Annotated in this window: 15 protein-coding genes; 4 read left to right on the forward strand and 11 right to left on the reverse strand. The window is 39.8% G+C overall.

The features are described from left to right. Positions 1 to 101: 101 nt before the first annotated feature. The 3 genes from MS_RS05085 to MS_RS05095 form a co-directional block, all read right to left on the reverse strand. Entirely contained in the window at positions 102 to 1,073 is a 972-nt protein-coding gene (locus tag MS_RS05085; RefSeq protein ID WP_041639725.1) for an oxidoreductase, read from the reverse strand. Between the two features lie 138 nt (positions 1,074 to 1,211). Further along, on the reverse strand, positions 1,212 to 2,342 hold the full coding sequence (gene tyrA, locus MS_RS05090) for a bifunctional chorismate mutase/prephenate dehydrogenase (RefSeq protein ID WP_011200277.1): 1,131 nt from the start codon (positions 2,340 to 2,342) through the stop codon (positions 1,212 to 1,214). A 124-nt stretch (positions 2,343 to 2,466) separates the two neighbouring features. Then, a complete protein-coding gene (locus MS_RS05095) occupies positions 2,467 to 3,522 on the reverse strand; it encodes a 3-deoxy-7-phosphoheptulonate synthase (RefSeq protein ID WP_011200279.1) in 1,056 nt (351 codons plus the stop codon). Positions 3,523 to 3,742: 220 nt separating this feature from the next. On the opposite strand from MS_RS05095, the gene MS_RS05100 reads away from it, so the two are divergent. Next, positions 3,743 to 4,813, forward strand: a complete 1,071-nt coding sequence (locus tag MS_RS05100; RefSeq protein ID WP_041639727.1) for a tartrate dehydrogenase — start codon at positions 3,743 to 3,745, stop codon at positions 4,811 to 4,813. Positions 4,814 to 4,884: 71 nt separating this feature from the next. Here MS_RS05100 and sppA read toward each other — a convergent pair whose 3' ends face one another. Beyond that, positions 4,885 to 6,777 (reverse strand): signal peptide peptidase SppA, encoded by a 1,893-nt coding sequence (gene sppA / locus MS_RS05105; RefSeq protein WP_041639728.1) that lies wholly within the window; start codon positions 6,775 to 6,777, stop codon positions 4,885 to 4,887. A 176-nt stretch (positions 6,778 to 6,953) separates the two neighbouring features. Here sppA and MS_RS05110 point away from each other — a divergent pair, with 176 nt between their 5' ends. After that, positions 6,954 to 7,508 carry an NAD(P)H nitroreductase gene (locus tag MS_RS05110; RefSeq protein ID WP_011200284.1) on the forward strand — a complete coding sequence of 185 codons (555 nt, stop codon included), beginning with the start codon at positions 6,954 to 6,956 and terminating at the stop codon, positions 7,506 to 7,508. Between the two features lie 247 nt (positions 7,509 to 7,755). Next, the gene (locus tag MS_RS05115) at positions 7,756 to 9,261 is read left to right on the forward strand and encodes a family 20 glycosylhydrolase (protein WP_041639730.1); all 1,506 of its coding nucleotides are present in this window, start codon (positions 7,756 to 7,758) and stop codon (positions 9,259 to 9,261) included. 468 nt (positions 9,262 to 9,729) lie between these two features. Here the strand turns inward: MS_RS05115 and pgaC are convergent, their stop codons facing one another. The 4 genes from pgaC to rplY all read right to left on the reverse strand — a co-directional run bounded on the left by pgaC (position 9,730) and on the right by rplY (position 15,989). Beyond that, on the reverse strand, positions 9,730 to 10,959 hold the full coding sequence (pgaC, locus tag MS_RS05125; protein ID WP_041639731.1) for a poly-beta-1,6-N-acetyl-D-glucosamine synthase: 1,230 nt from the start codon (positions 10,957 to 10,959) through the stop codon (positions 9,730 to 9,732). Between the two features lie 10 nt (positions 10,960 to 10,969). Then, the gene (gene pgaB, locus MS_RS05130) at positions 10,970 to 12,757 is read right to left on the reverse strand and encodes a poly-beta-1,6-N-acetyl-D-glucosamine N-deacetylase PgaB (protein WP_041639733.1); all 1,788 of its coding nucleotides are present in this window, start codon (positions 12,755 to 12,757) and stop codon (positions 10,970 to 10,972) included. A gap of 23 nt (positions 12,758 to 12,780) precedes the next feature. Then, on the reverse strand, positions 12,781 to 15,186 hold the full coding sequence (gene pgaA / locus MS_RS05135) for a poly-beta-1,6 N-acetyl-D-glucosamine export porin PgaA (RefSeq protein ID WP_011200289.1): 2,406 nt from the start codon (positions 15,184 to 15,186) through the stop codon (positions 12,781 to 12,783). 515 nt (positions 15,187 to 15,701) lie between these two features. After that, entirely contained in the window at positions 15,702 to 15,989 is a 288-nt protein-coding gene (rplY, locus tag MS_RS05140) for a 50S ribosomal protein L25 (RefSeq protein ID WP_011200291.1), read from the reverse strand. A gap of 246 nt (positions 15,990 to 16,235) precedes the next feature. On the opposite strand from rplY, the gene MS_RS05145 reads away from it, so the two are divergent. Beyond that, a complete protein-coding gene (locus MS_RS05145; RefSeq protein ID WP_011200293.1) occupies positions 16,236 to 16,847 on the forward strand; it encodes a DedA family protein in 612 nt (203 codons plus the stop codon). 223 nt (positions 16,848 to 17,070) lie between these two features. Here MS_RS05145 and MS_RS05150 read toward each other — a convergent pair whose 3' ends face one another. The 3 genes from MS_RS05150 to glgC all read right to left on the reverse strand — a co-directional run bounded on the left by MS_RS05150 (position 17,071) and on the right by glgC (position 22,443). Continuing rightward, entirely contained in the window at positions 17,071 to 19,527 is a 2,457-nt protein-coding gene (locus MS_RS05150) for a glycogen/starch/alpha-glucan phosphorylase (protein ID WP_011200294.1), read from the reverse strand. Positions 19,528 to 19,609: 82 nt separating this feature from the next. Continuing rightward, positions 19,610 to 21,043, reverse strand: coding sequence for a glycogen synthase GlgA (gene glgA, locus MS_RS05155; RefSeq protein ID WP_011200295.1), 1,434 nt, complete (start codon positions 21,041 to 21,043; stop codon positions 19,610 to 19,612). A gap of 95 nt (positions 21,044 to 21,138) precedes the next feature. Next, the gene (glgC, locus tag MS_RS05160; protein ID WP_011200296.1) at positions 21,139 to 22,443 is read right to left on the reverse strand and encodes a glucose-1-phosphate adenylyltransferase; all 1,305 of its coding nucleotides are present in this window, start codon (positions 22,441 to 22,443) and stop codon (positions 21,139 to 21,141) included. Between the last annotated feature and the right edge of the window lie 25 nt (positions 22,444 to 22,468).

Below are 22,468 nucleotides of genomic sequence, written 5' to 3' on the forward strand. Positions count from 1 at the left end.
TATTTTTATCAAGACATCCACAAGCCCTAAAGTGCGGTCTATTTTAGCGAAAAAAACGTGAGAAAAACAAAAGGTGAGCCGTTAAACTCACCTCAATATGGTTAATAACCTTGCCGGTAAATGGATTCCAGTAATTTAACGGCTAAAAACGCCTGGGAAAAACGCTGATTATCCGCAACCAGCCAGTATTGAATACCGCCTTCAACGGATTCTAACGCGCTGATTTGTAAATGTACTTCATCTTCGTTATTTTCCGCTTCACCGTTTAGTACCGGCGTCATCACTTTATCCTGATGATAACGAATAAGATCATTCGTACTCCATTCGGCTAAGATCGAGTCTTGTTCCGGTTCAAATTCAGCTTTTACCGTAACCATTTGGGCGAGCCCGTAAAATACAGGTACATGGATTTGGTGGAACACCACATTCTCTAATTGCGGAAAGACGCGCTGTAATTGAGCGTTTAAATTCAACGATTTGGCAGGAAATACGTCGAATGCAAAACGCATTTCTTCTTCATCCGGCGGAATGCCGTTTAATAATTTAGCCGTTTGTCCTACTAATTTATGTACGCCGTCGGCATCATAATAAGATGCGGGCAATAACGAGCTGACCACGATTTGCGCATTGGATGCGTTATTCAATAAGGAACGAACGGACAAAGCAAACTGAGTAACCTGAGCATCGGGTAAGGATACAATATTACGTTGGCGTAAATCTCTTAATTGCTCTTCGTTCACACCGGGGATGACCACCGGTACATCCGCCAATGCCGAACAAACGCCGTTCATTTCAATAGTCAGGCAACCGGCTTCCGATGCTTTTGCCAATAACGGAATATGAGCTAAATCACCCGCAAAGAACAAGTAGTTAAAATCGGACCATTCCACTTCATCAACGGGTAATTGAGCTACGGCTTTACCGTTAAAACGAATTCCCTGTTCTTCTGAAAAAGGATAAATTTCTACAATCGAAAGTTTTTCCACTTCCAATAAACTTTCTTCTAAATAGCTTGCAATTTTTTCACATAAATCGAAATTTGCCGCTATTGCAATATTTAAGCTTGTACTCATTATTCTCTCCGCTATAAAAAGGCGTTCTATTCTACAGATTTTTAGCTGTAAAAGAAAATATGGCGGTAGAAAATCGTGAAAAAGTAAAAATAAAATTGCCAAAAACTCAACCGCACTTTTATTGAAAAACGATAAAAATCAGAGACTATTATGACGATAATCGTTAGCTTGTTGCAGCAGTTGACGGCTTTCTTTCATAAATTGTTCCGAATAATCGCCGAACCATTCTCTCACTTTGTTAAAGGTTTTAATAAAGCCTTCTCTATCACCGTTTTCAAAGAATTTTAAGCTGTCTTCATAGCTTTGTTTTAAACTTTCGATTACTTCCAGGTTTTCCGGCTTATCCATAATAATATCGGCATATAAACTACCGTCTTGCGCAAACAAACGCCCGATCATCGCAAGTTCCAGACGATAAATCGGTGAAGATAAGGCTAATAAATTAGCTAATTTCACCGGTTGTCTTGAAAGATGTAAACCGTTGGCAAAGGTGGCAAAATGACGTAATGCTTGAATATAGGTCATGCTGTGGTCATGCTCGGCGGCATCCGCCTGATAAATTCGCGCGCCCCACATTTGAATTTGTTCCAACAGCCATTGATAACGCTCCGGATAACGCCCGTCGCAACGTACAACCACCTGTTTTGCCATGCTTGCGATATCGGGCCCAAACATCGGATGCAAGCCTACGACCGCGCCTTGATGAATTTCCAGCATTTTTTCCAACGGGCGGCGTTTTACGGAGGTTAGATCCGTCAATAACATATCTTCCGTTAAATAAGGTTTTAAGCGTTCAATGGTTTCCAAGGTTTTTACGATAGGCACACAAACGATTACCGCATTTGCACCGGCCAAAATAGCCTTTGCGTTGTCCCAATCTTTGCTTCCCAACGCTTCCACAAAGTAGCCTGAAGCCGTCAGAAAACGCCCGAATAAGCCGCCTAATTTGCCTTTACCGCCTACAATAACAATTTTTTTAATCGCCGGATTAACGGTTTTAAAACCGTGTTCATGTTCGTTAGCGTAAGACTCCCGCATAACACGACGTAACACATCTTCAATTAAATCCGCAGGTATGCCCATTTTTTCCGCTTCTGAACGCCGAGCCGCCAGCATATCTGCTTCGCGTTCCGGTACATAAATCGGCAAACCTTGTTGATGTTTAATTTCTCCGACCTTTTTGACTAACGCTAAACGTTTGGCAAAAACTTCTAACAACTCTCGATCCAATTGATCGATTTCGGCTCTGATTTCTTTGAGTGCTTCCACGGAAATATCCTTTAATGTCGGCGGTAATTAAGCAAAATTTTCAAAAAATTGACCGCACTTTTTATAAAAAGAAATCCCGGGCTTAACGCCCAGGCTGTAGCAATATTATAGAGGAATTTAAGAATTACTCCGCTCTATTTTTCAATGCGGCGGCAATTTTACGTAATAAATTATCCGTTGTTTCCCAATCAATACAGGCATCGGTAATGGAAACACCGTATTTCATCTCGGAAACCTTTTGTTCCGAGCTTTGGTTACCCGCATTGATGTTGCTTTCAATCATTAAACCGATAATGGATTTATTCCCCGCCACAATTTGATTTACCGCATCTTTCGCAACTGAAGGCTGGCGTTTATAATCTTTATTTGAATTACCGTGGCTGCAATCGATCATAATCGCCGTTTCCAGACCTGCTTTGGCTAATTCTTCTTCGCATTGGTTGACAAATTCCTGTTGGTAATTCGGTTTTTTGCCGCCACGCAGGATAACATGACCGTCAGGATTGCCCTCCGTATGTAATAAATTGACCTGTCCTTGCTGGTTAATACCGATAAAACTGTGTCCCATTGAGGCGGCTTTCATGGCATTAATGGCGGTAGCCAGACTACCGTCGGTGCCGTTTTTAAAGCCGACTGCCATAGATAATCCGGAAGCCAGTTCACGGTGAGTTTGCGATTCGGTAGTACGCGCGCCGATAGCCGACCAACTGAATAAATCGGCGAGATATTGCGGCGTCATCGGATCCAACGCTTCCGTTGCCAACGGCAAGCCCATTTCAGCTAAATCCAGCAATAATTTACGACCGATATGCAGCCCTTCTTCCACATTAAATGTGCCGTCGATACGCGGGTCATTAATGAGCCCTTTCCAGCCTACCGTGGTACGCGGTTTTTCAAAATAAACCCGCATAACGATATAAAGCTGATCCTTTAATTCATCTGAAAGCGCTTTCAGACGTTTGGCATAATCGATTGCCGCTTTGGTGTCATGTACGGAACAAGGCCCAATGACCACCAGTAAGCGATCGTCTTTTTTGTGTACTATATCGGCAATTTCACGGCGATGTGTTTCAATTTGTGTACGCAGTGCGATTGGGAGCGGGAGCTTTTGTTTTAATTCGGCAGGTGTAATTAATACTTTTTCATCAATGATATGAACATTATGGATACTATCTTTCATTTTGCTTTCCTGATTGGTAATTAAATTATGTAAATTTATATGTACATTAAGTGTAAGAAATACATTACATTATAAAAAATAATAATTCAACCATAAGATGTAAATTTTAATATTTTTCCGTTAAAAACTGTGATAAATCATATTTCTACTAAATGCCGCTTTTGTTTTACACATTTTAGGTTAGTATGAAAACGCTATAAGTAAATCAAAGGTGGTAATTATGACTCATAAAATTGCGGTAATTCCCGGCGACGGGATCGGTATTGAAGTAATCAATGAAGGAGTTAAAGTTTTAAATTGCGTTTCTCAATTAGATCCTAAAATTCAATTTGAATTTACCCATTTCCCTTGGGGTTGTGAATTTTACAGCAAAACAGGGAGGATGATGGATGACGACGGAATCGAACGGTTAAGTAAGTTTGACGGCATTTTTCTTGGCGCGGTAGGTTACCCCGGCGTACCCGACCATATATCGTTGTGGGGGTTATTACTGCGCATTCGTAAAAGCTTTGATCAATATGTGAATGTGCGACCGGTGAAATTACTAAAAGGTGCGCCTTGTCCGTTGAAAGAAAAATCGCCCAAAGATATTAATATGATTTTTATTCGAGAAAACAGCGAGGGCGAATACGCGGGATCAGGCAGCTGGCTTTATAGAGACAAACCTAATGAGGTAGTAATTCAGGACGGCGTATTTTCCCGTGTAGGTTGCGAGCGCATCATTCGCTATGCTTTCGAACTTGCCCGAACGGAGAAAAAATCTTTAACCAGTATCAGCAAAGGCAATGCGCTTAATTATTCCATGGTTTTTTGGGATCAGATTTTCCAACAACTTAGCCAAGAATATCCGGATGTTGAAACCCACAGCTATTTGGTGGATGCCGCGGCAATGCTGATGATAACCAAACCAGAGCGTTTTGAAATTGTAGTTACCAGCAATTTATTCGGTGACATTTTAACCGACTTGGGAGCGGCAATTGCCGGCGGTATGGGGCTTGCCGCCGGGGCGAATTTGAACCCGGAAGGAAATTTTCCTTCTATGTTTGAACCTATTCACGGCTCCGCACCGGATATAGCCGGTAAACAACTTGCCAACCCGTTGGCGACAGTTTGGTCTGCCAGTCAATTATTAGAATTTTTCGGTTATAAAGAATGGGCGGCACGTTTAATCGACGCTATTGAATATTTGCTGGTTGAGCAAAAAACCTTAACGCCGGATTTAGGCGGTACGGCAAAAACCGCCGATGTGGGCGATGCGGTAGTTGCGTATCTGCAAAAACATTTCGCTTAGACAAAAGACATCGCAAAAAAGTGCGGTGAAATTTCAGGAATTTTCACCGCACTTTTATCAGACTCAGTAAATTATTTCACTTCACTGCAATTTAAACAATATAAATATTGCCCTTTCGGATCATTAAACTGTGTCAGAATGCCTAATTGTTTTTGTAGTTGTTTCACCTCTTTTGGCAAACCCATTGTTTTCAGCACCGCATTTTGGATGACATTTTGGCTGCTTTGTGTAATATTTTTCATCAAACCGCCTAATAATCCGGTATTTTCATCGGTAATCCATTCAACGCTAAAGGTATCGGTTTTTTCACTCTCAGCTAATTTGCCGTTTGCCAATTCCTGCGCTTTTCTGACCGCCGTATCAAAATCACCCAATTCGTCAACCAATTTCATTTTATAGGCATCTTCACCTAACCATACACGACCTTGCGCCACGTTATCCACTTGCTGTTTGGTCAGACTGCGCCCCTTGCTCACTACCGATAAAAACCGCTCATAACCATGTTCGATTTGCAGCTGAAGGGAATCTTTTAATTCCGCTGTTAACGGGCTGAATCCGGAAGGCGACACTAACGCCGAAGTGGTAACGCCGTCCGCCGAAATCCCCGCTTTTTTAATGGTATTTTCTAAAGTCGGTAATACGGCAAAAATACCGATAGAACCCGTTAAGGTGTTTTTATCCGCTACAATATAATCCGCCGTACTGGAAATCCAATAACCGCCCGATGCCGCCATAGCCCCCATAGACACCACAACCGGCTTACCTGCAGTTTGCAAATTTTCCGCTTCCTGACGAATCACTTCCGAGGCAAAAGCACTACCGCCCGGGCTGTTCACCCGCAACACGACGGCTTTTACATTTTTGTCCTTATAGGCTTTACGTAATAATTGCGCGATTGAATCACCGCCCACACCTTGTTCATTGGTCTCACCGTCAACAATGGTTCCTTCTATATTTATTACGGCAATTTTATTTTTTGCCTGTACAAAATCCGAACTATCACCTTTCAAGCGATCCGGTAAAGCGGCAAGATAAGTATCAAAATCTACCGTTTTAGGCTCATTTTGTTCATTTTCACCAAAAAGTGCGGTCAGATTTTGCGATAATTTTAATCGGCTTGCCACTTGAGTCACAAATTTATGTTTTTTCGCATAAGCGGTGATGTCCCCGTTTAAGGCTTTTAACTCATCCACATAAACGCCTGCCTCCGGCAATACACTGTTTTTGGCAATATTTCTGTTTTCGGCAATACGTTCCTGATAATTCGACCACATGGTTCCTAACCATTGCTCTGTATTAGCTTTTGCTTCCGGTGACATATCGTCGCGCAGTAAAGGTTCCACCGCCGATTTATATGTGCCGACACGAAAAACATGAGGAGTTATCTCTAATTTTTCCAACATAGATTTAAAATAGAGATTTTGCGCCGATAAACCTTCAATTCCTACTTCACCAATAGGATTAAGATAAATTTCATCGGCATAACTGGCCAGAAAATATTGCGATTGGCTGTAATTGTCCGCATAGGCAATGACTTTTTTACCTGATTTCTGAAAATCCCGGATCGCCTTACCCACATAGTCTAAAGCGGGCAAATCGCCGCCGTCTAAATAATTTAAATCCAGAACCAAGCCTTTAATACGTTCGTCATTGGCGGCATTTTCGATAGCGTAAACCACATCAAAGGTAGAATACTGGCTTGCCACCTGTTCATCATTGAGTTTTTTTAATGCGTTACGCCAATTTAAACCGTCTTCACGTTCATCGGCGAGATAACCGTTTAAATTAACTAATAATGCGCCCTGATCGCCGGTTAAATTAGGTTTCTCTTTAACCATTGTCGTTAAACTGACAATTGCTGCTAATAAAAGAACAAAAAAGAGAAAAACGATATTCATGACGACATCACGAATAAAGTTAAGCCCTTTCCAGCAACACTTTAAAAATTTCATTATCATTTGTATAACCGCCTTCTTCCGTTAAGAATTTCGATTCATAAAAAACATTGAAAGTGATTAGTTTACCTTTCAATGCTTTTTCTATAAAGATTTAATTTAAATTCCTTGTCTTTCGTTTATTCATTGACAAATTATTGTAAAATACCGTCTATATAAAATGTACGATAATGAAAGGATAAATTATGGATGCGCTTACCCTGCTTACCACCCGTCGTTCGGAGAAAAAACTTTCGGCTCCCGTTCCGAATAACGAACAATTAGAACTTATTTTTCAAGCGGCAACTCATGTGCCGGATCATGGAAAATTACAGCCTTACCATTTTATTGTGATTGAAAACGACGGACTAAAAAAATTAGAAACCTTATTAAAATCCGCCGTTACCGAACTAAAGCTGGATGAAAAACGCTTGCAAAAAGCAGAAAAAATCGCTTCTACCGCACCGATGATGATCGCAGTGGTGGCAAAAATCAATACGGATATTGCAAAAGTGCCGGCCTGGGAACAAATGTTAAGCGCAGGTTGTTCCGCTTATGCCATGCAGCTCGCCGCCAATGCACAAGGTTTTGATAACGTTTGGGTAACCGGCCCTTGGGTTGACGGTTCGGATTTACGCGAAGCGTTAGGTTGCGCGCCGAAAGATAAAGTTATCGGCTTTATTATTCTCGGTACCTCACAGGAAAAAATAACCCGTGAACCAAAAACCGTGAAAACGGAAAATTTTGTTTCTTATTTATAGAAACAGTTTAAACCGTAACCGCGGCTTTCCGTCGTTACCGGATAAAATTTGCGCAAAATCGACCGCACTTTTGCCCGCCCCGTAATCTAATCTAATGCCTGATTTTTCAGGATATTGATTAGTTTAAGGTATTAAAAGTGCGGTTGTTTTTTTAGATTTTTTACTCATTATTACTAATAAATTGAACTATTTTGAGGAAAAACTTTCAATTATCAATAACAAGTAAAAAAATCAAGGAGAATTATTGATGATTTTTTCTTCATGTAAAACCCCTAATCATTTTCTTTGCGCAATTTTTATCGGATTTGGATTGAATATTCCGCAAACGTACGCCGAAACGGTCACTCAACAATTTCAAAAAGCGTTCTCCTCTGCCGAAGTGTCGGAAAAAAAAGAATCAGGACTGGCACTGGATATTGCTCGTCATTTTTATTCTGCTGAAACAATTAAAAATTTTATTGATACCATTCATAAAAACGGCGGTACTTTTTTACATTTACATTTTTCCGATCATGAAAATTATGCAATCGAAAGTACTATTCTAGATCAACGCGCTGAAAATGCGCGTCGTGATGAAAACGGCTTTTACGTCAATCCTAAAACCGGCAAACCCTTTTTAACCTATGAGCAGTTAAAGGATATTATGGATTATGCCAAGCAGAAAAATGTAGAACTAATTCCCGAATTAGATAGTCCGAATCACATGACGGCAATTTTTAATTTGTTAGCGGAAAAAAACGGTAAGGATTATGTACAAAAATTACGTTCAAAATGGACAAATGAAGAAATTGATATCACCAATCCCGATTCAATAGCTTTTATGACGTCTTTAATTGAAGAAGTCGTCTGGATTTTCGGCAATTCCACCAAACATTTTCATATAGGTGGCGATGAATTTGGCTATAGTGAGGAGAATAATCATGAATTTATTAACTATGCCAATAAATTATCAGCTTTTTTAAAAGAAAAAGGTTTAAAAACCCGCATTTGGAATGACGGTTTAATTAAAAGCACCATTGACCAATTGGATCCGAATATTCAGGTAACTTATTGGAGTTATGACGGCAATACGCAAAATAAACAGGCTGCTCGGCAACGGCGGACAATGCGTATCAGTATGCCGGAATTAATTGAACGCGGGTTCTCCGTACTAAACTATAATTCTTATTACTTGTATTTTAATCCCAAAGAAAGTCCGAATATATCAAAAGATAGCGATTTTGCTATGCGGGATGTGATTAAAAATTGGGATTTAAGCATTTGGGATGAAAAAAATACCCAAAATAAAGTGGCTGAACCCAATAAAATTTCAGGTTCCGCTTTAGCTATTTGGGGTGAATATGCCGGCTCACTAAAAGGCGATTCCATTCATAAAGCCACCGAAAATTTACTCAAGGCTATTATTTATAAAACCAACGCAGCCGGCGATAGTACCGGGACAATAAGCAGAAAATTACAACAGCTGGATTTTGCTCAAATAAATGCAAACTCTTATATTGACCTGATGCAAGTAAGAAATAATGAATCCGTCACATTGGAAAATTATCCGCAAACTGTTCATTTACTACAAACCAACGCACTTTCAGGTAAAAAACGTGTCCTCTGGGTCAGTGGCTCGCATGTACATAAAATACGGCTTGAACCTCAGTGGCAGAAAACGGGTTTGAATGAGAAACGTAACGGCAAGTCTTATACGGCTTATAAATATCAAGACAACATTCTTTGGCTTGACGACAATATCACCGAGCAATAAAGACAACGTGCGGTCGGTTTTGATGAAATTTTGTAAGGTGGGGCTTGTCCCACCAATCATAAAAATTAATGGGTAATAAAAGATAGGATAAATTCCACCTTACATTTACTTGGCAATCATGTCACTTTCCGCCACAAAAAAAGCACAATTTCTTGTGCTTTTCATTAATTGATTAGTTCTTAATGGCTCAAAATTAATCGCTTCGACGGTTTTGCAATAAATGACCAGATAATTGCAATCACAACCAATGCCACTGAAACAGCGAACATAAAGATCATAATATCTGAGAAGAAATACTGTTCATAAACGGGATTTACGAAAATCTTCGTAGAATAACTGGCTACCACATAGCATGTATATCCCCACAAAGACCAGGTAATCAAGCTTAAAAACATACTTTTAAGAACTAACTTTAAGGGTAATTCTCTCATACTTTTTTTAATAATCATCAATTTCTGAAGATCCAACTTACACTCCTCTATCCGGACTCGTCCATACCGCTAACTTGGACTTATTTCTAAAAATCGCTTTCGGAATACCGAAAACGAGCGTTACCATATTCAGTAACCAATACACATAAGGGTACCAAATACAATATAAGGAATATCTGAGTAGCCCTTTTTCATAGCGACTATCCAGAAATAAACTGAACATATACTGCAGAAAGAATGTCAGGAATAACACCGTCATCAACGGTCTGAAAATAGAGATTTCAAATGTTTCCTCTGTGATCTGAAGATATGTGTTTATACATAAAACGATAATAAGGGAATATGCCCAAAATGCGGTTAAAAAATATTCAATGTACATCGGCCATAAACGGCGATTTTTCAAGCGCCAAACCTGAGGAAAATATTTTATGATGGTTTCCGCGCCGCCTTGCGCCCAACGCAAACGCTGTTTGAATAATCCTCTTATAGTTTCCGGCATTAATGTCCAGCATAAAGCACGCGGCTCATACACGATGTTGTATCCCGAAGTTTGCAGTTTCCAGCTCACGTCAATATCTTCGGTGATCATGTTAGTACTCCAGCCACCTATTTTTTGCATGGCTTCCACTCTAAATAAACAGCAAACACCGGATACGGTGAAAATTGTCCCCATCACGCTTTGCGCGCGTTTGATCAGCCCGATAATTGAACTGAATTCCGAGGTTTGCAGGCAGCCAAGAATCGTACTTCGATTACGCACGCGCGGGTTGCCGGTTACCGCACCGAATTGCGGATTTGACTCTAAAGCCTGAACCATATAATCCACCGCTTTATAATCCAGCACCGCATCGCCGTCGATACAGCCGACATATTTACCTTTCGCTACGGTTAAGCCATGGTTTAAAGCACTGGCTTTACCTGCATTTTCTTGATGTAAGGCAACAATGCGACTATCTTTTTGTGCCCATCGGTCGATAATTTTACCCGTATCGTCTTTGCTGCCGTCATTAATGAAAATAAGCTCGAATTTGGGATATTTTAATTTCAGCAAATAAGGAATCGCATCGTCTAAATTATCCGCTTCGTTGTAGCAAGGAACCATAATTGAGACTAACGGCACATCTTCCAATTTCATTTTCGAATATTTGGGTTTCTTGAGCTTTCCTTCAATAAAAAAGTAGTAATAAGACGCCGAGATAATGCAGTACACCGCCATTAAAGCCGGATACATAAATAACATTGCATTAAAAATATAATACCAAGACATCATGTACCCCTTATTTCAATCCAAGATTAGTATTTATTGAAAAGTGCGGTCTGATTTCGTTTAATTTCGGCTGATTTTCTTGGAAATTATCCGGATAGTAACCGAAGTTATAAAAGTGATATTTTGTCTGAATATCCCGCATCCAATCAATTAACTCATCATCGGTAATAGCTTGCTGAGTACGCCAATCCACTGTTTGTAATTCAAAAGCTAAGCGGTCTTTTGCTACTTGCGGTACTGTTTTTTTAATGATATTACCCAACCAATTACGCGCGCCGCTTTGAGTCAGTTCCGAACCTTTCACATAAGGTGCGGCTGAAACAATAACGGCATCATAATGCCGATTCAATTCAGCCAGATTTTGGTTAAATTGTTTTTCGGATTCGTCCGACATATTTACCGGTGCGGAAATCATTCGCATTGTAGCGAAATCTTCTCTACCGCCTAATGGATAAGGATAAACAATATCTTTTAATTCATCCGTTAATCGAAGCGATGCCGCATCAAGCGGTTTTAAATCCGTAAATTTGTTATCACTTGATAAATTGTCATCAAATAAAATGCCGTTAATTTTACTATAAAGTGCTAAATCACGATAAATAGACTTAATTTGTTGCGTATTGTTTTTACCCTTAAAGGCGGAAATCGGCATCCAGGCGTAAACGGCCTTACCCAGTCTTGTTTTGATAATCCATACGACTCGGCTGAATAAATCCGCACGAACCGGTAATTGCTGATTATAAAAATACAACGCATCCGCAACACCATCATTATCGGTATCGGAAAATGCCTGAATGTAAACGCGCTCAATATCTTGGCGGTAAATGCGTTCAATTAACGCATCCAGATTTTTGCTTTGTTGAGCCGGATTCGGATCATACACATCATCTAATTTGATACGTAAAGAACGCTGGACTAAAACATCTTTATTTTTATTTTTTAAATAATTTTCAATAGTATTAATTGATGTTTCGTTATCGAGTAACAGACGCCCTAAATGAAATTGATCCGGTGTATTATTTATTGTATCAACAAGTGACATATGCACTTTAAAACCGGCTTCTTCTGCAATAGCAGCGGCTTTTTCATTAAATCGACCGTAGGGCCAAATCATTGCGGCAGGCGCAGCGCCCAAATGCTGTTTAAGCAAAGAAAAAGAACGTTGGAAATCTTTACGTAATCTTGCTTCATATTGGCTTTCCGTCTCATATTTACCATTTATGTATGCCGGAGTAATAACTGCCGGCACATTACTCCCTGCCGGATTTGCTTTAACACCGTGATGCAAGTCATGCGTATGTGAGGCAATTTCGACTAAACCGCTGTCTTTCATTTCGCGTAATTGTTGCCAAGTAACAAATTCTTTACGATCTAATTTTTCATCACCGTAAGTCACTTTTTTATTTGCCGGCGTCTCAATCCAATCCGTTACAATCGCATATACCGCGGGGTAATTATAAGCTTTCAGCAATGGGTAAATAACAGTATAAAAACTTTGGTAACCGTCATCAAAAGTCAATAAAACTGATTTTTCCGGTAAGGCCTTGCCACCATTTCTTGCATCAAGTATTTGCTGCATGCTTACCGGAATATAACCGTTAGTGCGCAACCAATTAAATTGAGAAATTAATTTTTGCGCGGATATGGTTTGAGGGTAATATTTCTCGCTCTGCACACTCTCATCAATAATATTGTGATAACACAAAATGCCAAAATGATTATTTGCAGCCAATGCCTGCACGGCAAATAATAACGAGGTACTTAAATACGTAACCAATCTCATACAATGTTTAAACATAAATAATCCCATAAAATAAATAATTAAAAAGAAACCGATAATGTTAAATTAATAAAATTATTAAACTCCGGCGAACCGTCATAAATTGAACGTTTTCGCCCGACATCGTAAGAGATATTTAGTTTCTTACCTAAACGCCATTCCTGACCATAAGCAACAGACCAGGTTTTACTGCTTGCGAAACTGTCTTGCCAATAATAACCGCCGCCTGCTTTAAAATGATGAGTGAGGGTAATACTGTGATCAAAAGGCTGATAATAAGACAGATCGAAGTTATCCTCTAAAGAACGGCTCTTTAACGGATTGTAATAATAGGCACCGGGTATTGCTTTATTTCGTTCATAGGAACCATATAAACTGCCGTTTAAATTCCAGCGATTATGTTTAAACAGATTGAAATTTGACCAGAACGAAAGATTTTTACGTAAGTTTTCATCATCAAATTTCATTGCCGTAATACCCGCACCGGCTTCAAATCGATCCGAATATTTATAATTCACCGAAAAACCGAGATCCTTTGCATAGGTATCCTGATAAATAGCTTTAATAGGCGTATTAGCGCTATTTAAACCGCCATTTAAACTAAATTGCCAATGCTGATTTAACTGATATTGAATAGTTGCCGCAAAATAAGCTTTATCATTTAATTTGATCCCTTTGCCCGCTTCCGCATTCACCATGAACGGGTAAAAGTTTGCTTCAACCCCCGCCCCAACACGCTGTTGCTCAAAAGGTAAACCGTCATCGGGGGATTTTGTCGTCAAATAATGAATATAAACATCATGACCATCATCTGTTTTCGGCGAATAAAGATAATATTCTTGATTACTTTCATTCTCACCGGCCGGCGATGTACGATGAGAAATTCCACCGCTTGCAACCAAACGGGCAGATTTGGCTTGATCATATTGCTCCATAAACCAATTCGCGTTGTCTTTTTCTTCTGTTGTCCACGTATTGACAAGCCGGCTTGCGGTACGCCAATCATTCACAGATAAAGCCAAATTTGCTTGCGCGACTTCCGCCCAAGCCGTATCTTCAGGTAAAAATGCCTGTGCTTTATGAACCCAATCCGCCGCATCATCTGTTCTGGCTCTTGCGGCTTCCAGTTCCGCTTTAGTAAGCATAATCCAACCGTCCCCCGGAGTTACGGATAATCGCTCATCGATTAACTGCATTGCGGAAGATAAATCACCCTGTGCAACCAATGAACTGACTTTTGTCGAAAAGTAATTGCCGTAATCCGGATTTTCAATTTTTCTTGAACGGGTAAAATCAAGAACCATTAAACTGGGTTCACCGATATTATTCTCTAAATAATCCCGAGCTTCCGGATATTTAGCCGCATCATTTAGTGCCTGAACAATTTTAATTCCTAATGTAAAAGGTACTTCTCCACCTTCTGCAAGATGTGATTGCTCAACTTCTTTATATAGAGACAACGCGGCAAACGGCGAGCCCGAAGCAACTAAATAATCCGCATAAGCTTCTTTTACATAATTAGGAATCGGCTGATTGCTTTCCGTTAATAGTTCATAAGAGTTTTTGGCTCGGTTGCTATCGTCATTTTTTAATTTTGAACCCACAACAACCATATCCTGCAACGATTGTTGTTTGAGTGAATTATCTTCAGGTACTTTGATGTAGACCTTATCCAACATAGAATAAGCAGTATTTAACTGTTGTTTATTCGGTGAATTTTTTGATATACGAACAGCTTGGTCATGTAATAACCACGATTTATCGTTATCAGTGAATACTTCGGGGTATTTTGCGATAAGTTGTTCTTGAACGGGAGAAATATTCAATTGAGCGGCTAAACGGTATAATTTTTTTACTAACTCAATATCATTTGGATTTGTATCTAATTCGGAATTCCAGCGATGAAAACGGGTAATTAAAGGTTCGCTGCTATCAAGAAAATAGGCATTGGCTTGATTATATTGTTCATCCGTTCCGAATCGATGCTTATATCGGGATAAATATAATTTTGACTGCTCGAATTTAGCCATATCGGTACTGACCAAAGCTAATCCGAGCAAGCCGTTAGGATTTTTAGTATCAAGGTTATTTAATTGATTATAAAAAGCCAAGGATTTGCTGAATTGGCGTTCGTTTCTTGCCGCTCTTGCCAAATATTCCAATTCATTTGATGAAAAATCAGTTAATTTATAAGTTTCACTAATAGATAAAGCTTCAGCATCACGGTTTTGTCGGACCAACAATGTAATTAGATCGTCTCTAACTTTTTTATCTTTGGTTTTATTGTATAAATCAATAAGTTGTTTAGTTCCTTCAACTAACTGACCATCACCCAATCGGGAATATTTAATAATATTTTCCCGCCGCTCATCAATAGGAGAACCGTTCGCATATTGAACGGCTAAAGCGCCTCCAATAAGAAGTGTCAGTAAACTAACCTTATTCATTAATAAACCTCAATTTAAATTATAAATTGGTGAATGTTAACATTTCTTAGACAATTAATTTAAAAAAACAGCTTAAATATTAATAATATTTTATATTTAAAACTAAATTAATTTAGATAAATTATTTTATTTCTATAGGTGAGAATATAATTGAAAATTAATATATATTTATGTAAATAAATGTATATTATTAATTTAAATTAATGCTTTATTTATAAAATTAGGAATATTTCCATTATTATAAATATGATTGATGATATTTAAATTTTATTGAATCGGAACGACTCGTTGTTTTGTTTCGAAAATACGGCTTTATCTTTAAGTTTACTAACCGTTTTAAGCAATACGTAAAAGTGCGGTCAAAATTTTTGAAATTTCTAAAATTTACCGAAAATCAACCGCACTTTTAATAAAAACTATTGTTTGTTTTCGGTATTATCAGGTAGGACTCTACCGCCATAAAAAAACACCAATAACCTTAGGCTATTGGTGTTCTTAATTAAACAAACTAGAAATTAAGCACGTTTGAAGTCAATATGAACTAGTTTTGGTTTGAACGGGTGACGTTGCATAGCCTGTACTTTAACCGCAACTTCTTTGCCGTTAATAACCAAAGTGATCACTTCCGAATAGAAAGAATCATGTGCTTGTGCGTTGTTTAACTCATCGTGGTTTAATACGATTGAAACCGCATCTTCATTACCACCGTAAACGATAGCGGGAATTTGACCATTGTGACGAAGGCGGCGGCTCGCACCCTTACCTTGCGCAGAACGAACTTCAGCGTTAAATTTAAATGCCATTTTAATGTTCTCTTAAATTAATAATTAATATTCAAAAACTGCAGGCGACCCAGCAATTTCCATAATCTGACCCAAAGGCTTTCTTTGAGCCCGAGGATTATACGTAATCGACAGAGAAAAATCAAATTAAATCACCATAATATAGACAATTATTTACATAAAATGAGCTGGCTATTTTGCCCTAAAAAAGGCAAAATATAATCATATTTTATAGATGAATTTACGGAAAAAAGAGAATAACTCCAAATGGACATTTTAATTGATTTTTTCATTAATTACGGCTATTTAGCCGTATTGCTCGTATTAATTATTTGCGGTTTTGGTGTGCCGATTCCGGAAGATATTACTTTGGTTTCAGGCGGTATTATCGCCGGCTTAGGTTATGCAAATCCGCATATCATGGTCTTCGTAAGTATGTTTGGGGTATTAGCCGGTGACAGTGTAATGTATTGGTTGGGGCGTATTTACGGTGTAAGAATTTTGCGTTTCCGCCCAATCCGTAAAATTATGACCTTACAGCGATTAAGAATGGTCAGAGATAAATTTGAACAATACGGCAACCGGGTTTTATTCGTTGCGCGCTTTTTACCGGGGTTGCGGGCGCCGATTTATACGGTATCCGGCATTACCCGCCGGGTCAGCTACCCTCGTTTTATTTTTCTTGATTTCTTAGCGGCAATTATTTCCGTACCGATTTGGGTTTATCTCGGTTATCACGGTGGTAATAATCATGAGTGGATTGAAGCGCAAATCCGTAAAGGGCAAATGGGTATTTATGCCGTTTTAGCGATTGTTGTTATTTTTGTCGGCTGGAAAGTATATAAATCGAAAAAAGCAAAAGCGGATAAAACTAACTAATCAGGTTATTGACGAAAGTCTTTCGTAGGGGCGGAATTTATTCCCGCCCTTTATATAATAACACTGATAATTCAATATGTTATGGACAGACATAAAGTGTGCCCTATAAATTTTTAATAAATCTTTAGGTTTGTCAGCAGTCTGTAATATTCGTCTATGTTGTAATGAAAAAGTGCGGTAAAATTTACCGCACTTTTTTGTTAATAATTTGATTAAACTAATTTTAGTTTTCCAGTTTTAAAGGTTTGATCTTCCAGATACGTTCCGCATATTCAAGAATAGTTCGGTCTGATGAGAAGAATCCCATATTGGCAATATTTTCCAACGTGCTATTAAACCATGCCGCTTGATCTTGATATTTTTCATCCACTTTTGCCTGCATATCCGCATAACTGCGGAAATCAGCAAAGGATTGATAATAGTCATAATTGCGTAATGAATCAATAAGACCTTGATAACGGGTCGGTTCTTTTGGAGAGAAATGGCCTAACGCAATTTGATCAACAGCTTGACGCAACTCTTCATCCTGTTGATAGAAAGTTACCGGGCTGTATCCGTTACGTCGTAACTCTTCTACTTGTTCCACCGTATTACCAAAGATAAAGATATTGTCTTCGCCGACATTTTCTAAAATCTCTACGTTCGCGCCGTCTAACGTACCTAACGTTAACGCTCCGTTTAAGGCAAATTTCATGTTACTTGTACCGGAGGCTTCCGTACCTGCAAGCGAGATTTGTTCCGAAATATCGGCGGCCGGAATAATGATTTCCGCAATACTTACGCTATAATTCGGAATGAATACAACTTTTAAACGACCTTTTAAACGTTCGTCGTTATTAATAACTTCGGCAATATCGTTAATCAAACGAATTGTCTGTTTTGCCGTATAATAAGCGGAAGCCGCTTTACCCGCCAAAATAAAGACACGAGATTGCCAATTTTTTTCCGGATTTGCGATCATTTGGTTATAGCGGGAAATAATCTGTAATACGTTTAAAATTTGGCGTTTATATTCGTGAATACGTTTTACCTGCACATCGAATATTGCATTCGGGTTGATTTCAATATCCAAAGTATTTTTCACATATCTTGCCAAACGTTTTTTATTGGCAAATTTGATTTTCGCTAATTCGCCGATTATTTCAGGTTTGCCGATATAAGGTTTTAACAGGCTTAATTGAGACAAATCCTTACGCCATTCCGTACCGATATATTTATCAAATAAAGCGGCAAGTTTCGGGTTGGCGACGCCAATCCAACGTCGAGGCGTTACCCCGTTTGTTACATTGGTAAAGCGTTCCGGATAAATTTTAGCAAAATCCGCAAAAGTAGAACTCACCATTAAGTCCGAATGGATTTCGGCAACGCCGTTTACTTTATGGGAACCGACTACCGACAACCAACCCATGCGGACTTTACGTTGATTTCCTTCTTCAATTAAGGAAACACGGCGAATAAAATCAACGTCCGCCGATACATAAGTTCTGACATATTCTAAAAATTCCGCATTAATTTCATAAATCATTTGCAAATGACGTGGTAACACTTTCGCCATTAATTCAATCGGCCAGGTTTCTAAAGCTTCCGACATCAATGTATGGCAAGTATAAGAAAAAATACGGCGGGTCATATCCCAGGCTTTTTTCCAGCTGATTCCTTCTTGATCTACTAAAATGTGCATTAATTCGGGAATTGCCAGCGCAGGGTGGGTATCATTTAAATGAATGGCGACTTTATCCGCAAGATTGGCGATTTTTCCGCCATGGAATTTTTTATGACGTTTGATGATATCCTGCAATGAAGCGGAAACCAGGAAATATTCCTGACGCAGGCGTAATTCTCGTCCGGCCCAAGTGGAATCGTCAGGGTAAAGTACGCGGGATACGTTTTCAATGGATGATCGTTCTTCAATAGCGCCGAAATAATCCCCTTTATTAAAGTTAGCTAAATTGAAAATATCGCCGGCGTTTGCCGTCCATAAACGCAATGTGGCCGCGGATTTAGTTTCATATCCCGGTACAATGTTATCATAAGCTAATGCGGTGATTTCTTCACTTGGTGTCCAAATGCATTTTTCACCTTCAAAATGAAGGTTACCGCCAAAACGTACGCGATAACGTTTAGAAGCTCGGGTAAATTCCCAAGGCGCGCCTTTGGCAATCCAGGCATCCGGTTTTTCCACTTGCGAGCCGTCTTCAATAGTTTGCTTGAACATACCGTATTCGTAACGGATACCGTAACCCATGCCCGGCAGATTACAGGTAGCGATAGAATCCATAAAGCAGGCGGCTAAACGGCCTAAACCGCCGTTACCTAAGCCTGGATCCGCTTCTTTTTCTAAAATATCTTCTAATACTAAACCTAATTCGGATAGGGCTTGTTTAGCGGTGTCATAAACACCTTCGGAAAGCATGGCATTGGAAAGCACGCGGCCCATTAAAAATTCCATTGAAAGATAATACACGCGGCGCGTTTTCTCTTCACGGAACTGATTAACGGTTTGAATCCAGCCTTCAGCAACAAAATCGCGAACGGCATAAACCGTGGCATTTAACCAGTCGCGGGTGGTGGCTTCTTGAGCCGAACGACCGATATCAAACACAAGCTTACTAACAATGGCTTGTTTTAATGCCTCAACCGTCAGCTTAGGACTTTCATAGATAAAATCTTTATCTAACATTTTGCTTTACTCCTAATATAAAAAATTCAAAAAAAGTAACCGCACTTTTTCTTTTACATATTTCAGAAAAAGTGCGAATTACCTAAATACGTCGATATAGTTCTTCGTAACGACGGGCGGAAATTTGCCAGCTGAAATCCTGCTCCATGGCAACCGTCCGCACGGTAAACCAGGTACGTTGTTTTTTCCAAAGGGAAAATGCGCGGGAAATAGCATGGCTTAATGCTTGTGAGTTTGCCTCATTAAACACAAAGCCCGTTGCACGACGTTCTTTAATATTTTCCGCCGTGCTGTCCACTACGGTGTCGGCTAAACCGCCGGTTTGGCGAACCAACGGCAGAGTGCCGTATTTCAAGCCGTAAAGCTGGGTTAATCCGCAAGGTTCAAAACGGCTAGGCACCAGAATCACATCGCCGCCTGCAACCATTAAATGAGATAAAGGCTCATCATAACCGATTTTCACCGCAATATTTTTCGGATGTTTGTGGGCAAGCCCCAATAAAGCGGATTCAAGAGAAGGCGCACCGGAACCCAATAAGGCAAGTTGTCCGCCTTGTTTGATAATATTTTCGGCACTTTGAATAAGCAAATCCACGCCTTTTTGTTCGGTTAAACGCGTGATCATCACAAACAACAGCGCATCCGGTTTTTCCGGCAAATTGAAATGCGCTTGCAACGCGGCTTTGTTTTTCTTTTTGCCGGTCATGGATTTTAATTTGTAATGATCCTGAATATAACCGTCCGTATTCGGATTCCAAATGTTGTCATCCACGCCGTTTAAAATTCCCACTAATTTGCCTTGACTGTGCAAGGTTGACAATAAACCTTCAAAACCGTAAGCAAATTCGGGAGTGGTAATTTCTCTGGCGTAAGTCGGACTGACGGCTGTGACCGCATCAGAATAATAAAGCCCCGCTTTTAAATAAGAAATCTGACCGTAAAACTCCAAGCCGTTCACGTTGAACATGGATGTAGGCAAGCCGATTTCAAATAAATGATGATAAGCAAACAAGCCCTGATAAGCCAGGTTATGAATGGTAAATACCGATTTTGCCGGGCGGCCTTTATACGCCAAATAAGCGCTGGTTAAGCCGGCGTGCCAGTCATGAGCATGCACCACTTCCGCCATCCACCAAGGGTCTAAACCGGTGGCAAGCTCCGCTCCAACCCAACCTAATAAGGCAAAACGTTTATAGTTGTCGGCATAATCGTTATACCATTGGTCATGATAAGGATTACCTTCGCGGGCATATAAGTTTGGCGCATCAATTAAATATACGCCGACACCGTTAAATTCACCGTAGCGCAACACTACATGACCGGCAGCGGAATTATGAAATTCCGCCACTACGCCGGTATCGGGAATGCCGGCTGAAATCGCGGGATATGCAGGAATTAAAATTCGAGCGTCAAGACCTATTTCTTTTTGTGCCGCAGGTAATGCGCCCAGCACATCTGCAAGCCCGCCGGTTTTTAACAAAGGATAAAGTTCGGAACAAACATGTAATACTTTCATTTATATCTCTCACTAAAAGTGCGGTATTTTTTTGGAAAGTTTTGTATGCGATTGCTATATAAAATTTCCGGATTTTTTACCGCACTTTATCATTATTAGTCTAAATGCGCTTCGGAAGCCACCGATTTGCCGTTAAGTTTATGCAACATGGATTCGGTTACCAGCACAATACCATTTTTACTGATACGGAAACGTTTGCTGTCTAATTCAAGATCAACACCGATCTGCATACCGTCCGGAATTTGAACGTGGCGGTCAATAATACAACGTCTTAGCATACAGTTCTTACCGATCTTCACTTGAGGCAAAATAACGGATTGTTCAATAGACGAACCCGCATTTACGCTCACGTTATCAAACAGTACCGAATAGCTGATTGAGGCGTTTTTTACCATACAACCGCCGGCTATCAGCGAATTATCCACTTGCTTGCAGTTTGGCTCATCATAGAAGAATTTTGACGGATACGCCTGAACGGGGTTACCGCGAATCGGCCAGGTTTGGTCGTAAATATCCAGTTGCGGCTCTTCTGATACCAAGTCGATGTTAGCTTGCCAGAAGCTATCTAAAGTACCGACATCTTTCCAGTAAATCGCCCCTTCGGTATTTCTGCCTTTACACGAACGATCAAACGGATGGGCATAAAGTACGCCGTCATTTAACGCCAGCGGCATGACGTCTTTACCAAAGTCATGAGATGTGTTCGGCGTTTTAATGCGGTCTAACGCTTCGTACAGATAATCCGCGTTAAATACGTAGATCCCCATTGAAGCTAAAGATGAATTCGGTTTACCTATCATTGCCGGCGGATCTTGCGGTTTTTCCACGAAAGCTTTTACTTTCAAGGTTTCATTCACCGCCATTACGCCGAATTCTTTCGCTTCCTCGCGCGGTACTTCAATACAGCCTACCGTACATTTTGCACCGCTGCTGACATGATCCAATAACATTTGGCTGTAATCCATTTTATAGATATGGTCACCGGCTAAAATCAACACATATTTCGGTTTATAATGCCCGCGGATAATCGCCAGGTTTTGATATACGGAATCCGCAGTACCGCGATACCAAGTATTATCATCAATTTGTTGACGCGCCGGTAGCATATCGACAAATTCACCGCGTTCTTGCGGTAAGAAAGACCAACCGGTTTGTAAATGACGGAGCAATGAATGCGCGGCATATTGGGTAATAACACCGATTCGGTTCAAACCGGAATTAATACAGTTTGATAATGCAAAATCAATAATTCGACGATTGCCGCCAAAATATAGTGCAGGTTTTGCTCTTTTATCGGTTAACTCATGTAAACGGGAACCTCGTCCGCCCGCAAGGATAAGCACTAGTGTATCTTTAACAAGATCATATTTATTTGGTTGGTTTAGAACAGCATTATTCATAATTTGCTCCTGGTAAGTCCGATAT

Source organism: [Mannheimia] succiniciproducens MBEL55E (genome assembly GCF_000007745.1).
Lineage (GTDB): Bacteria > Pseudomonadota > Gammaproteobacteria > Enterobacterales > Pasteurellaceae > Basfia > Basfia succiniciproducens.

What these genes read in the sequence shown, in the direction of transcription:
- MS_RS05085 (WP_041639725.1), bottom strand. Translation starts at nt 1,073, where the DNA reads ATGAGTACAAGCTTAAATATTGCAATAGCGGCAAATTTCGATTTATGT.
- MS_RS05095 (WP_011200279.1), bottom strand. Translation starts at nt 3,522, where the DNA reads ATGAAAGATAGTATCCATAATGTTCATATCATTGATGAAAAAGTATTA.
- MS_RS05100 (WP_041639727.1), top strand. Translation starts at nt 3,743, where the DNA reads ATGACTCATAAAATTGCGGTAATTCCCGGCGACGGGATCGGTATTGAA.
- MS_RS05110 (WP_011200284.1), top strand. Translation starts at nt 6,954, where the DNA reads ATGGATGCGCTTACCCTGCTTACCACCCGTCGTTCGGAGAAAAAACTT.
- MS_RS05115 (WP_041639730.1), top strand. Translation starts at nt 7,756, where the DNA reads ATGATTTTTTCTTCATGTAAAACCCCTAATCATTTTCTTTGCGCAATT.
- pgaC (WP_041639731.1), bottom strand. Translation starts at nt 10,959, where the DNA reads ATGTCTTGGTATTATATTTTTAATGCAATGTTATTTATGTATCCGGCT.
- pgaB (WP_041639733.1), bottom strand. Translation starts at nt 12,757, where the DNA reads ATGTTTAAACATTGTATGAGATTGGTTACGTATTTAAGTACCTCGTTA.
- pgaA (WP_011200289.1), bottom strand. Translation starts at nt 15,186, where the DNA reads ATGAATAAGGTTAGTTTACTGACACTTCTTATTGGAGGCGCTTTAGCC.
- rplY (WP_011200291.1), bottom strand. Translation starts at nt 15,989, where the DNA reads ATGGCATTTAAATTTAACGCTGAAGTTCGTTCTGCGCAAGGTAAGGGT.
- MS_RS05145 (WP_011200293.1), top strand. Translation starts at nt 16,236, where the DNA reads ATGGACATTTTAATTGATTTTTTCATTAATTACGGCTATTTAGCCGTA.
- MS_RS05150 (WP_011200294.1), bottom strand. Translation starts at nt 19,527, where the DNA reads ATGTTAGATAAAGATTTTATCTATGAAAGTCCTAAGCTGACGGTTGAG.
- glgA (WP_011200295.1), bottom strand. Translation starts at nt 21,043, where the DNA reads ATGAAAGTATTACATGTTTGTTCCGAACTTTATCCTTTGTTAAAAACC.
- glgC (WP_011200296.1), bottom strand. Translation starts at nt 22,443, where the DNA reads ATGAATAATGCTGTTCTAAACCAACCAAATAAATATGATCTTGTTAAA.